12 protein-coding genes are annotated in these 12,902 nt (G+C 34.0%); 4 read left to right on the top strand and 8 right to left on the bottom strand.

Translation table 11 applies throughout. The features are described 5' to 3' along the window. Window positions 1–98 precede the first annotated feature (98 nt). Both HM987_RS11500 and HM987_RS11495 read left to right on the top strand, forming a co-directional pair. The gene (locus HM987_RS11500; RefSeq protein WP_179008184.1) at window positions 99–1,235 is read left to right on the top strand and encodes a vWA domain-containing protein; all 1,137 of its coding nucleotides are present in this window, start codon (window positions 99–101) and stop codon (window positions 1,233–1,235) included. Window positions 1,236–1,237: 2 nt separating this feature from the next. Beyond that, complete coding sequence (locus tag HM987_RS11495; protein WP_179008182.1) at window positions 1,238–2,701, top strand: MoxR family ATPase; 1,464 nt, start codon at window positions 1,238–1,240, stop codon at window positions 2,699–2,701. A gap of 5 nt (window positions 2,702–2,706) precedes the next feature. Here the strand turns inward: HM987_RS11495 and HM987_RS11490 are convergent, their stop codons facing one another. The 8 genes from HM987_RS11490 to HM987_RS11455 all read right to left on the bottom strand — a co-directional run bounded on the left by HM987_RS11490 (window position 2,707) and on the right by HM987_RS11455 (window position 10,934). After that, window positions 2,707–3,279, bottom strand: a complete 573-nt coding sequence (locus HM987_RS11490; RefSeq protein WP_179008180.1) for a YdeI/OmpD-associated family protein — start codon at window positions 3,277–3,279, stop codon at window positions 2,707–2,709. A 2-nt stretch (window positions 3,280–3,281) separates the two neighbouring features. Beyond that, window positions 3,282–4,913, bottom strand: coding sequence for a M1 family metallopeptidase (locus tag HM987_RS11485; RefSeq protein WP_179008177.1), 1,632 nt, complete (start codon window positions 4,911–4,913; stop codon window positions 3,282–3,284). Between the two features lie 164 nt (window positions 4,914–5,077). Continuing rightward, a complete protein-coding gene (locus HM987_RS19705; protein ID WP_306293663.1) occupies window positions 5,078–5,866 on the bottom strand; it encodes a M23 family metallopeptidase in 789 nt (262 codons plus the stop codon). Window positions 5,867–5,879: 13 nt separating this feature from the next. Then, window positions 5,880–7,226 carry a M28 family peptidase gene (locus tag HM987_RS11475; protein WP_179008173.1) on the bottom strand — a complete coding sequence of 449 codons (1,347 nt, stop codon included), beginning with the start codon at window positions 7,224–7,226 and terminating at the stop codon, window positions 5,880–5,882. A 1-nt stretch (window position 7,227) separates the two neighbouring features. Continuing rightward, the gene (locus HM987_RS19550; protein WP_229724418.1) at window positions 7,228–8,385 is read right to left on the bottom strand and encodes a DUF6265 family protein; all 1,158 of its coding nucleotides are present in this window, start codon (window positions 8,383–8,385) and stop codon (window positions 7,228–7,230) included. A gap of 82 nt (window positions 8,386–8,467) precedes the next feature. Next, window positions 8,468–9,040 (bottom strand): Pycsar system effector family protein, encoded by a 573-nt coding sequence (locus tag HM987_RS11465; RefSeq protein ID WP_179008171.1) that lies wholly within the window; start codon window positions 9,038–9,040, stop codon window positions 8,468–8,470. A 55-nt stretch (window positions 9,041–9,095) separates the two neighbouring features. Next, window positions 9,096–9,272: an adenylate/guanylate cyclase domain-containing protein gene (locus tag HM987_RS11460; RefSeq protein WP_229724416.1), complete on the bottom strand. Its 177-nt coding sequence runs from the start codon at window positions 9,270–9,272 to the stop codon at window positions 9,096–9,098. Between the two features lie 81 nt (window positions 9,273–9,353). Then, entirely contained in the window at window positions 9,354–10,934 is a 1,581-nt protein-coding gene (locus HM987_RS11455) for a nuclear transport factor 2 family protein (RefSeq protein ID WP_179008169.1), read from the bottom strand. Between the two features lie 89 nt (window positions 10,935–11,023). Here HM987_RS11455 and HM987_RS11450 point away from each other — a divergent pair, with 89 nt between their 5' ends. Beyond that, window positions 11,024–11,407: a BlaI/MecI/CopY family transcriptional regulator gene (locus HM987_RS11450; protein WP_229724414.1), complete on the top strand. Its 384-nt coding sequence runs from the start codon at window positions 11,024–11,026 to the stop codon at window positions 11,405–11,407. Continuing rightward, on the top strand, window positions 11,404–12,831 hold the full coding sequence (locus tag HM987_RS11445; RefSeq protein WP_179008167.1) for a M56/M15 family metallopeptidase: 1,428 nt from the start codon (window positions 11,404–11,406) through the stop codon (window positions 12,829–12,831). The genes HM987_RS11450 and HM987_RS11445 overlap by 4 nt, the downstream gene beginning before the upstream one ends. Window positions 12,832–12,902: the final 71 nt, after the last annotated feature.

The raw sequence follows: 12,902 nt of genomic DNA, 5'->3' as shown, positions 1-12,902 counted from the left end.
TTAAAATTAAGCAAAAGAATCGATAGAATTCTTAATGAGGTGTTAAGTTGTGCCACTACCTGTATTTTAATTCGGAAATTGATTATTTTTACATTGCTATGAATGATATAAGAAAAAAATCGGGTTTCGTATTTAAAACGTATGAAGCTCCAAATCAATCGCCTTTCGAAAAACTCTTTGAAATCTTTAAGGAGTTAATCACACATACGTCTGGAGATTTTGATGAAGCCATAGATTGGTTGCGTCAACTGGATAAGGAATATAAGTTGACAACGCCAGATTACACTATTGATGATTTTATAGAAGACCTAAAAAAGAAAGGTTACATCAGAGAAGAACTTGATCCCAATGGAACAGGCGAGGGCGGAAGTGGAATTACCATTACCGCAAAAACAGAACGTGCCATTCGTCAGCAAGCTTTAGAACACCTATTCGGAAAAATAAAACGTAGTGGTTCAGGGAATCATAAAAGCAAAGGTGTTGGTCTTGGCGATGAACATACAGGAGATTTTAGAGCGTATCAATTTGGTGATAGTTTAGATAAAGTGTCCATGACTGAAAGCATTAGAAACGCCCAAATTAATAGTGGTATTGGTGATTTCAGTCTCACGGAAGACGATTTGGTGGTAGAAGAAACGCTTCATAAAAGCCAAATGAGTACGGTGCTGATGATTGATATTAGCCATAGTATGATTCTTTATGGCGAAGACCGAATCACGCCAGCAAAAAAGGTAGCCATGGCATTGGCCGAATTGATTACCACGCGTTATCCAAAGGACACTTTAGAAATTTTAGTATTTGGAAACGATGCCTGGCCCATTAAAATAAAAGAATTGCCCTATCTTAAAGTCGGACCATACCATACTAATACGGTCGCAGGATTGCAATTAGCAATGGATATGCTGCGTAGAAAACGAAATACGAACAAACAGATTTTTATGATTACGGATGGTAAACCCAGTTGTTTGCGTATGCCAGACGGTCAGTATTATAAGAACAGTAATGGTTTGGATCCGTTTATAACCAATAAGTGCTATGCTATGGCACAGCAGGCTAGACGATTACATATTCCCATTACCACTTTTATGATTGCTGAAGATCCATACTTGATGCAATTTATCAGGGAATTTACACAAGCGAATAGAGGTAAAGCATTTTATACAGGTTTGAAAGGCTTGGGTGAAATGATATTTGAAGATTACGAAAATAATAGAAAGAAAAGAATTAAAGGATAAAGATGAATATCGAAAACATAAAAACACTAGGCGAATTAAAGAAATCAGGTTACGAATCCAAATCTATTAAAGATGAATTGAGAGATAATTTGATTGAAAATATTAAGAATAAAGTAACCACATTTGAAGGGATTCACGGTTATGAACATACGGTAATTCCTGAATTGGAACGTGCCATTTTATCACGACACAATATCAATTTACTGGGATTACGAGGACAGGCAAAAACCCGTTTGGCACGTATGATGGTAAATTTGTTGGATGAATACATTCCAGTAGTGGAAGGCTCAGAAATTAACGATGATCCGTTGAAGCCCATTTCGAGATTTGCAAAAGAATTAGTGAAAGAAAAAGGTGATGAAACACCAATCACTTGGTTACACAGGGAGGATCGTTTTGCTGAAAAATTAGCCACACCAGATGTTACCGTTGCTGATATTATTGGAGATGTAGATCCAATTAAGGCTGCGAATTTGAAATTGAGTTATGCCGATGATCGTGTGATCCATTATGGAATGATTCCAAGAGCGAACCGCTGTATTTTTGTAATTAATGAATTACCGGATTTACAAGCACGAATTCAAGTGGCACTTTTTAATATTCTACAGGAAGGTGATATTCAAATTCGAGGTTTTAAATTGCGATTGCCATTAGATATGCAATTCTTGTTTACAGCAAACCCTGAAGATTATACCAATCGAGGAAGCATCGTGACCCCTTTGAAAGATAGAATTGGTTCTCAGATTTTAACACACTATCCAGAAAATATTGATACGGCTAGAACGATTACATCTCAAGAAGCTAAGCTAGATGAGCGCCAGTCCAGTTTAGTTTACGTACCAGATTTGGCAAAAGATTTATTAGAGCAAATCAGTTTTGAAGCGAGAGAAAGTGAATATGTCGATGTAAAGAGTGGTGTAAGTGCTAGAATGAGTATTACGGCGTTTGAAAATCTATTAAGTACAGCAGAACGACGTGCTTTATTGGCTGGAGATGAAAAAACCAGCGTACGTTTATCAGATTTTATTGGTATAATTCCAGCAATTACAGGTAAAGTAGAACTTGTTTACGAAGGTGAGCAAGAAGGAGCTGATTTTGTAGCTAACGAATTATTGAACAGTGCTATTAAAACCCTTTTTCCTCATTATTTCCCAAAAATAGAAAAGCTAGAAAAACAAGGCGAAGAAACACCTTACGACGATTTAATTTCATGGTTTTTTAATGGAGATGGCTTTGAGCTTTTAGATAGTTTTGATGATAAAACCTATAAAAGCAAATTAGACGAGGTAAAGCCTCTTGATACTCTTATTACAGATTACCAACCAGAAATAGACCCTAAAGATGTCTATTTTGAAAAGGAATTTATTCTTTGGGGCTTAACACAATTTAATAAATTAAGTAAATACCGTTATGACGAAGGTTTACAGTTTAAGGATCCTTATGGAAGTTATATTAGTGGGTTGTAGAATAATTATCTAGCATCCCGACTTTTAATATTAGCATCGCAGAGTTTAATAATCTCTGCGATTCTTTTTTGTCGTGTTGCTTCGCGTTTGGCTTGATTTAACCAATACAAATAACTCTTTCTGTAACTCGGCGCAAAGTTGAGGTAATTGTTGTAGGCATTCTTATTGTTATCAAATGCCTTTTGAAGGGCTTCTGGAATAATGCCATTTTCTACATCATCTAAAACAGACCAGCTTCCATTTTCTTTGGCTATTTTAATGGCGTCAAGACCACTTTGGTGTATTAAATTCTGCTTTTTTAATTCTTTGATGTAGGTTTTATTCAAAGCGCTCCAAACACTTTTTGGGTTTCTGGGACAGAAATATTGGCGTCGTTTTCCGTCGCCTAGACTTTTTACGGTGGAATCGATCCAACCAAAACACAAAGCGACTTTTACAGCTTCTTCCCAACGCATGGAATCATTTTCGTGTGCGACTTTGTAGAAAATGAGATAAACTCCTGTTGCGGTATTATGGTTGTTATGCAACCATTCTCGCCATTCTATGTCTGTTTTAAAATAAAGTTCTGGTAATTCCATTATTACAGTCTTTTAGACCTCACATAAAAATCTCTATCGATTTTGATGTCATCAGCTTCGAGTTTTTTTGTTTGCCAATCCGCTTTTGGAAATAACCATTCTGTGGCTTTACCAATTTCAATTTGAATTGGCATATCAAAACCTTCGACAATTTCAGTCCAACGGTACTTAAGTTGACCATTTTTAATTGAATATTCCAGTGTCGGAATTTTTGTAGTTCTCAAATACTGATTAAAAAATTCGGTTAAATCAATTCCCGTATGTTCGCTTAGGTAATCTTCAATCTGTTTTGTTGTTACGGTTTGATGGTAAAATTCTGAATTCAAACCACGAAGGATTTGTCGCCATTTTTCATCATCTTCAATAAGTTGTCTCAACGTATGAAGCATGTTTGCTCCTTTATAATACATATCACCAGAGCCTTCATGGTTCACGTCATATTCTCCGATAAGTGGTTTGTCATTTTGAATATTCGCTCGTGTACCAATGACATAATCAGCAGAAGCTTCCTTACCGTAATAGTAATCTAAAAAAAGATTTTCGGAATAGGCGGTAAACCCTTCATGAATCCACATATCTGCAATATCCTTGTTGGTTATATTGTTGGCGAACCACTCATGACCAGCTTCATGAATAATAATAAAATCGAATTTTAAACCCCAACCCGTACGAGATAAATCACTGCCTAAATAGCCATTCATATATTTGTTTCCATAGGTTACAGAACTCTGGTGTTCCATCCCTAAATAAGGCACTTCAACTAGCTTAAAACTATCTTCATAAAACGGGTAAGGGCCAAACCAATGTTCAAAGGCTTTCATCATTTTTGGTGCATCTTTAAAATGGATTTTCGCTTTTTCTAAGTTATGTTTAAGCACCCAATAATCCATATCCAAGTTGCCTTTTTCGCCGTCATAGACTTCTGAAAAATTCGCGTAATCGCCAATATTTACATTAACGCCATAGTTATTGATTGGATTATTGACAAACCAATGTGACGTCACAGTATTATTCTCATTCTCCACTAATGCTCTTAATCGTCCATTGGAAACGTTGGTTAAGCCTTTTGGATTGGTGACGCTAATCAGCATACTATCCACTTCATCGTACATGTGGTCCTTATTTGGCCACCAAACACTTGCCCCTAAACCTTGACAGGATGTAGCAATAAAATGCTTCCCGTTTTTATCTTTTTTCCATGAAAATCCACCATCCCAAGGGGCACGTTTGGCTTCTCTTGGTTTGCCTTTATAATATACTTCAATAGAATTGAGGTCACCAATTTTTTGATCTTTTGTTAGCTTAATAAAATGGGCATTGCCGTCATGTTTAATCTGAAGTTCTTTTTCGTTTTGAAGTACTTTCGTAATTTCCATAGGCGATTGCAAATCAATTTGCATGACTTGGTGCGGCTTTAATACTTTATATTTAATGGTGTTTTTTCCTGAAATAAATTTCTCTTCAGGCTTAACTTCAATATCTAAATGGTAGTAGGTTAAATCCCACCATTCACGTTCCGGTGTTATACTTCCTCTTAGGGTATCTTGGTGGGTAAATTCATTTTTATTTTGAAGTAATTGTGCTTCAATAGTTGAAAATAGCAGTAAAAAAGTTATGAAGATTATATTTTTCATGTATGAGTTCATTTTTAATATTTAAAGCACATCATTGCTACCAAGATTAAATCTAGACAAAGATAAAATGAGCTAAAAATAATAAGAAGATAATAGTTGTAATTAGCGATTTCAAATTTTGATTATTATAGAATCTTTGTGCATTGGTAGTGAATAATTTTAATCTAGTTGTTTATGGCATATTTTCCCTTTATATATTTTTTTGATGGAATTGAATCTAATATAAAAGGAATTGATACTAGTCCATTGCGAGTAGGTTTATAAACTGCAAAGTGCAAATGTGGCTTGGTAGAAAAGCCCGTATTACCTGAATAACCTATAATTTGTCCTTTTTTTACAGTATCTCCTTTTTTAACAATGACACCGTTCTTTTTTAGATGTATGTATTGAGAAAATGTGCCATCATTGTGGTTGATCATAATGAGGTTGGCCTTCTTTAAATAATTTTTACTCGAACCACCTTCGTCAGAGTCAGCTTTAGTTGTGGTAATAACCCCTTCTCTAATAGCACAAACTTCTTGACCAATATCCATCTTAAAGTCAATAGCGAATTGAGATAAACTTCCTTTGTGTGAAAAACTCCCATTGTTGCCTTGTAAAATCTTGTAACGTTTTCCTTTTGAAAAAGGTAAACTATAATTGTACAAACTATCATATGTTGCTATGGATGAGGCGCCATAATATAACCCGAACTTGTAAGTATTAGCAAGTTGAGTTGTGTCCATTTCAGATTTATGAAAGCTTAAAATATTTATGGTATCTGGTTTTTTAAAGTCAATAATCTTAATCTCCTGATTGTTTTTATTTTCAATTCTTAAGAAGCTGGATGAAATGATAGTATTTTTTACATCAACATAAATTGAATCATTCACTTCTCTTGTAGTAATATAACTTGGGATTTTATTTTCTTCCCTAGATGAACATGATGTTAGGAGTGTGAAAAAAATGAGCAATCGAAAAAACATTTTAGCGTAAAATTTTATTCGGAAAAACTACCATACTCTCATATCCATCAGCGCCTACGGAAGCGACTCCAAAAAGGAAATTATCAATAACTATGCCTTCTAAAGTGAATTCCGTAGCATTTTCGATATAGCGGCTGTTATCCCAAGTTGGCGAAGTTGTATCTCGCCAATAGATTTTATAGCCTTTTGCACCTTCAACTTTATTCCATTTTAATTTGGCGGCTGCTTCTACGATTCCACCGATGCCAACCTCATTTGGAGCTGGTGGAGCAGAAGCAAGGCTTGCCATTGTAATGGCATTAACGGCAGTTAATTTTCTACAATATGGAAAGTTGACATGCTCAAAAGTATCTCCGTAGTCTATGCCATTTTCAGTTCTAATATCTTGATGCTGTTGCGTATAATTTTCATGCGCTTCCATGATTCGAATACCAGCAAAACCAGCATCATTAAATGGCCTATGATGACCGCCACGACCAAAGCGGTCTAATCGATATACCATCATTGGGTTCATTTCTGGCATATATGTTTGTGTAGTTTTATATACATAACGCGCTAGTTGACGTGAAATACCATCAACCTCTCCACCATAAAAACGTCGTCTTGTAGCTTGGCTTGCTAATTTTTCAGGATCTGTTTCTGCAGTAGTAATGGGTTCTGAGAAAATCCGGAAAGTACGGTTGTCTATCACACCATCAACTCCGGAAATGTTACCAATCATATCATTATTTAAAACTCCTATAATTTCCCAGTTGTTCTCTTGTGCGTATTTGGCCATGCCTTGACCTCCAAATAAACCTTGCTCTTCTCCAGATAATCCCAAATAGATGATGCTGTTTTCGAACGTGTAGTTAGATAATACCCTTGCAGCTTCAATAGCACCAGCCATACCTGTAGCATTATCGTTAGCACCAGGAGAATCTGAAGTAAAATCATTAGGATCAGACACTCTCGAATCTATGTCTCCACTCATAATAATGAACCGATTGGGATATTTCGTTCCTCGCTGAATCGCTACCACATTAACTATCATCACATCTTTTATGATGCGCTGGTTAGTTCCTTTTTTTACTAAATCTTTTTGGTAAAACACCTCTAAACAGTTGCTACAATCATTAGAAATAGCATCAAATTGAGATTTTATCCATCGGCGAGCGGCACCAATGCCTCTAGTTTCTGAAAGTGTATCGCTTAAGGTGTGACGTGTGCCAAAATCGGCAAGGGTTCTGACATCATTTCTCAAGTTTTCTTCAGAAACAGCATCAATAATATCATAGATTTTTTGATCGGTTTGGGCTAATGACTTAAATGAAAAAAGTATTACTAAAAGTGTGACGATATATTTCATATTAGATAATGAGTTTTAAAGTTCCGAAAATATTTGCATCTATCCAACCTCTGTTTTTATCTTCCCCTTCAACAAACACTGAACCTATAAAATTCTCGCGTTCCTTGCTGTTGTCATTATCGCAATAAGCTAGCGCGAAACCGATCTCTTTTCCAGGTTGCAATTTTATGGAAGTATTGTCTCCATCATCATTATAGGAGTCATCAAACAAAGCGATTTTTACTTCCCAAATAGATGTATTTACGGTTGTGATGCGTTTGGATTCTATATGCGAGTTGTATAATTTTCCTTCTTTCTTGGTGGACATATCTACCACATTTCCATCTAATGCGATGTGGTAAGCAAAGGCGTTGTGACTATATTGATGTTCGCCACCACTGTTGTCCTCGTCTATAAAAACTTCAAGACAATCATCGTCCCACCAGGCTATTAAGGGATCAGAATGCTTGTCAATTAATTTATCATCTTCTATTTCTGCCAATAGATAAAGGGCATCCTCTGCCCAAGATAATTTATAACGACCTGAAAAATCTTCATTGGAATAAGGGTTTCCTAACCATCTTTGGTCTAATGGTAACCAATTAGTTTCTGACCAAATTTCATCGTCCGCTTTTCCGTCGATTATAGGTTTTGATTTTGCTTTTTTTACCCTTGTAAATTGATTTATGGGTTTCTCTATTTTCTTTCTATAGTTGAATTTTGTAGCTTCAATTTTACCCTGGTCATCTTTAATATCCACATAGATATTCATTTCGTAATCACTAATTTTCTCAAAGGTCATGCCTTCAAAAACAACTTTGGTTTCGGTGATTTCTTTGAGAGGAAAATCGACAGTTTCATCTTTGGTTTCCCATCCTTTTAAATCTGGGCCAAAATGTTTGAGTTGAAGAATCAGTGAGTTTTCAATTTCTCTGATCACCTCAATTTCATAAAAGGTGACTTTTTCGTCGTTAATTAATTTAAACGATGCCATCATGGAACCACCGGAAGGTTCGCTCCAAATTTCTTCCGTGATGCCTCCAAAGGCTTCACCATGCCATGTGCCAGAAATCCATGCTATATTTTCTAATTTGGGTTCGAGGTTTTTCTTGCTTTGAGCCTTACAAGATGCTGTGTAGCATTGAAAAACCATTATAGCCATCATAATAGATAATTTCATAATCTTAAGTTTAAATGCGTTCATTATTATGACGTTTTGAATTTAATAAATTAGGACAATTTTAATTTTTTTACTAAAGTAACTAAGTTAAAACAAATATAAAATGGTACAGACCTGTTAGGAATAAAAGAATCAGACCCAAAGCCAAAAGACTAATGGCACGCTTTACATTTTTGAATTTCCAAGCGGATATTTTTGAAATGATAAAAATCTGTTCTCCCAATTGCATAAACAAGGCGTCCTCGTCTTTGCTCATGTCTAAAAAGGTTTTAGAAAACTCCTTGACATCACCAAATTTTGAAATAATATCCTTAAAAAAAAACATATTTTTAGAAAAGTTACCTTCAATCTTTGGAATAAAACAGCGTATGCAAAAAAAGATAGAAGCAGAGGTACATAAAATCCATGACCCAATGAGTATGTATAAAAGTGTATCGTTAGTTAGTTGATTCGAAAAATTTTCTGAACCTTGATAAATGAAATTCAAAAGAATACCATAAAAAGATAATATTAAGCCCGCTTTAAGTTCAGAAGCCTTTATTAAACTGGTTAAATAATTTATGGTTCCCCAATAATGATCGACCAATTCTTCGGTATGGTTGCTTTTGTTACTTCTTTTTGAGGATGGTTTTTTAATTGGTTTTTGGTCTTCCATGATTTATACAATGGTTATATTATTGATTGTTGTAGAGTGATTGTTCATTCAATAATTATTCCTTTACCTCATAAGTGGTTAAAGGCTCGGCTTTATTCTTAACAGTAATACTTCCAACCTTTTCGCACTTAAAAGATTCCTTTACTTGGTTGTAGCACTCTTCAGAAATAATGATCTGGTTTTCTTTGGCAGCATCTTGTAAACGAGCTGCGGTATTAATAGTGCCTCCCAAAATAGTTCAATTGTCTTTGGACTTTTGAAATATGGACTTCAATAGCCAGATGGCTGGCTATATAAATCAATTGAAATTTCATTATTGAATAAATGTTACCCTTGAAATCAATCCATTTCTTATTTCGTAAATGGCAATGGCATAAAAAGTCTCACCATTTATTAACACTTTTTCTTTATCAATAACTTTGTTTCCTAATACTATTCTATTCACAATTTTAGCATACAAATCTGGCGTACGCTTAAAAAATGAAGCGTATTGTGCTCTAAGTGGCTCTTGTCCTTCAGAATTTAGTGTATATGGAAACGTAAATAACATCACATCGTTCGTGTAGGTTTTTACAAATCCACTTATATCTCTATTGTTGTAAGCCTCTAGCTGCTCATTAACTATATACTCGGGGTTGGCATCAGTTTTAGAGTTTTCAATAAACGTCATCGTATTAATATTGTACTCATCGGTTTCATAAATGGTAATTTGTCTATTCGTGGTATTATCCACAGTTACCAATTCTTCATCGATGACCATGTTTTTAAGGGTCATTCTGTTGAGAATCTTAACAGAAGATTTTTTGTTTTTTTTGAAAAACTGTCGGTAATGTTCTATTAAAGTCGTTCGGCCAGAATACATTTTTGCCCTTGGAAATCGATTGACAATTATATTGGTGTCGAAAGCATTTGCAAATGCTTCTAATTGTCTATTGTTAAAGGGGTCAACATGCTTCTGTACAACTTTTGCGGCTAAATCTTCGTCGACATTCATTGGTGTTTCTTTTGTAGTTTCCTCTACTTCAGTAGCTATAATATCGCCAGCAATTAACAATTTTGTGCCAGAGGAGTTAGCTGAAAGGCGTGTGATTTTTACAATGTCGTTGGTGGACACGTCGGCAATTTTCTGCCAATTGTTATCACGTTGAAGCCTTAATTTATATAAGAAATTATCCTTTCCTGAAAGCAATGTTTTACTATTAAGCCAGCAAATATCCTCAACACCTTTTATAGTATTAGCAATAAGTTTAATCTTACCTGTTTTAGGGTTTATTGCTTTTATTTGCCATTGGTTTCCATTTGCTTTTGAAATAAAACTCACGAAATCCGAATTAGGAATTTTATGAAAAGAACGACCTACATTAGACGCATATTTTTTGTGTGTACCGGCTTTGAGATTGGTAACATAAAGGTTGAGTTCTTCATCTTCAATCACAGCCGATACAATGGTGTTTTCATCAAACCAAGTATAATAAGCAACCACTAAATCACTAATAAGCACTGTAGAATTACCGTTACTTAAATTATAAGCGTACAATTGTTGTTTACCATTTTCATCTAAACGGACAGCAGAAACTTCTTGTTTATTAGGGATTTTTAATGGAGAATATTCGCCACCTTCCGTAAAATTAACCCAAATTTTAGCATCGTAGCGCGTATCATATTTAGCGATATCGATTTGGCCGTTTCTGGCGGATGCGAAAACAATATAACGTTCATCTAAAAATGAAGGTTGATTATCATACCCTTGATTCTTGGAAATATTCTTACCATTCTTAATTTGAATTTTTGAATTATTTGTTTCTAAATCGAATAGGAAAATTTCAGTGTCGTTGGATTGCGAGATAGCTAATAAAGGTAACAAAAACGAGATGAGTAATAAATAATAGCGCATTGAACAAAGTTTTTCTAAAGATAGAAATTTAATAAATAATTTGCACAACAATTTTTTATTACTACATTTGTAGTATTAAAACTATAATTGTGGATATAAAACAACTCAATAAATCAGAACTACAAATAATGAAGTATTTATGGATGCTGGAAAAAGGATTTATGAAAGATATTGTGGAAAAATTTCCTGAACCGAGACCTGCTTATACCACTATATCTACGTTGTTGAAACGAATGACAGACAAGAACTACATAGGATTTGAGCGATTAGGAAGAGATAAGGAATATTATCCAATTCTTAAAAAGAATGACTATTTCTCGAAGCAAGTAAATGGAATGATTCAACATTTTTTTAATGACTCTAAAGCACAATTTGCTTCCTTTTTTACTAAAAATGCTGATTTAACCATGGATGAATTACAAGAGCTTCAAGAGCTATTAAAAGAGAAAATTGCTAAAAAGAAGAATAAATGATAAGCTATTTTATCTATACACTAATAAGTTTGGGCTGTTCTTATACGGTTTATTTCTTGATACTTAGAAAACAAAAAACATTTCAATTTAATCGATTTTTTCTTTTAGGTTCATTCGTATTGTGCTTACTGGCACCATTTTTAGAATTTGAAGTATTTAACAATGTTCCAAGTATCTCTAAAATTCCTATTCAAACATTTAATGGAACCTCTGATGTTTCTCAAAGTATAGAATACCTTTCTATAGAAGGTGTTGAAATAAAAATTCCAGCACAGCACAATCCATTAATTTATGTTTATTTAGCTATTACTAGTTTTCTCGTATTTCGATTTTTGAAAAACTTTATTAAAATTCAACAGTTAATAAATGGTAAATATGAACGTTTTGGAAAGCTTAAAATCATTAAGACTAATGATTCTGAATTTGTTTCAAGTTTTTTTAATTATATGTTTATTAATGAAAATCAGGCTTTAAATAACGACGACTATTTGAGTATTGTTAAACATGAAACGATTCATTGTGAGGAAAAGCACAGCCTCGATATTATCTTTACAGAACTAATGATTTGTATATTTTGGTTCAATCCATTTGTTTGGTTTTATAAAAAAGCAATTCTTCAAAACCATGAATATATCGCTGATGATAAATCTGTTTCTTCGGGTATCGATATCGAAAATTATTCAAATACCATTATTAATTTAGGACAAAAAGAATACCGCATTCCTCTAACAAGCGGATTTAATTTCATTCAAATCAAAAATCGAATTATTATGTTGCATCAATCAAAATCATCAGTACTAAACAGAACTTTAAAAATGACCTTTGTCAGCTTACTTTTTGCAGGAATATTTGTCTTGAGTTGCACATATAAGGACACCAATGAACCCCTTTTGGTGGTTGTAGATGCTGGACATGGCGGAAAGGATTCTGGAAATTTTAATGAAGATGATAGGGAAAAGTATATTGTACTTCAAATTACAAATTTATTAGCTTCGTTGAGCGATGAAAAAGTTGAAATAGTTTTAACAAGGACTAATGATGAGTTTTTATCATTGCAAGAGCGTGCAGATTTTATAAATAATATAAATCCTGATTTATTTTTAAGTTTGCATTGCAATGCCCATAATGATAGTTCTATAAAAGGAACAGAAGCTTATTTTAATCCAAAACATAAAAATGCTCAAACAAGTTTAAAATATGCCCGTATTTTAGTTGAACATCAATCGGATAATTTTTATAATAGAGGAATTAAGGAAGCAGGTTTTTTCCTCTTAAAAAACACATTAGTTCCTGGGGTCTATTTAGAATTAGGTTTTATGACCAATGAAAGTGATAGCACAGTGCTTTCTGACAAGAATCAAAAGGAAAAAATCGCAAAATCCATATACGAAGGTTTACTGAAAATAAGAAACCAAATAAAATGAAAAAAGCCAACTCAATCCAAACATACATTGGAAGAATTGGCTTTACAATTAGAATTATTTGAGTTAGTCTA

The organism is Winogradskyella forsetii, assembly GCF_013394595.1.
Lineage (GTDB): Bacteria > Bacteroidota > Bacteroidia > Flavobacteriales > Flavobacteriaceae > Winogradskyella > Winogradskyella forsetii.
Note: the sequence above shows the minus strand (reverse complement) of the source record. Positions and strands in the feature narration are given on the sequence as shown.

Coding starts and splice junctions, on each gene's coding strand:
- HM987_RS11455 (WP_179008169.1), bottom strand. CDS start 10,934: ATGCGCTATTATTTATTACTCATCTCGTTTTTGTTACCTTTATTAGCT.
- HM987_RS11445 (WP_179008167.1), top strand. CDS start 11,404: ATGATAAGCTATTTTATCTATACACTAATAAGTTTGGGCTGTTCTTAT.
- HM987_RS11490 (WP_179008180.1), bottom strand. CDS start 3,279: ATGGAATTACCAGAACTTTATTTTAAAACAGACATAGAATGGCGAGAA.
- HM987_RS11485 (WP_179008177.1), bottom strand. CDS start 4,913: ATGAAAAATATAATCTTCATAACTTTTTTACTGCTATTTTCAACTATT.
- HM987_RS11465 (WP_179008171.1), bottom strand. CDS start 9,040: ATGGAAGACCAAAAACCAATTAAAAAACCATCCTCAAAAAGAAGTAAC.
- HM987_RS19550 (WP_229724418.1), bottom strand. CDS start 8,385: ATGAAATTATCTATTATGATGGCTATAATGGTTTTTCAATGCTACACA.
- HM987_RS11495 (WP_179008182.1), top strand. CDS start 1,238: ATGAATATCGAAAACATAAAAACACTAGGCGAATTAAAGAAATCAGGT.
- HM987_RS11475 (WP_179008173.1), bottom strand. CDS start 7,226: ATGAAATATATCGTCACACTTTTAGTAATACTTTTTTCATTTAAGTCA.
- HM987_RS11500 (WP_179008184.1), top strand. CDS start 99: ATGAATGATATAAGAAAAAAATCGGGTTTCGTATTTAAAACGTATGAA.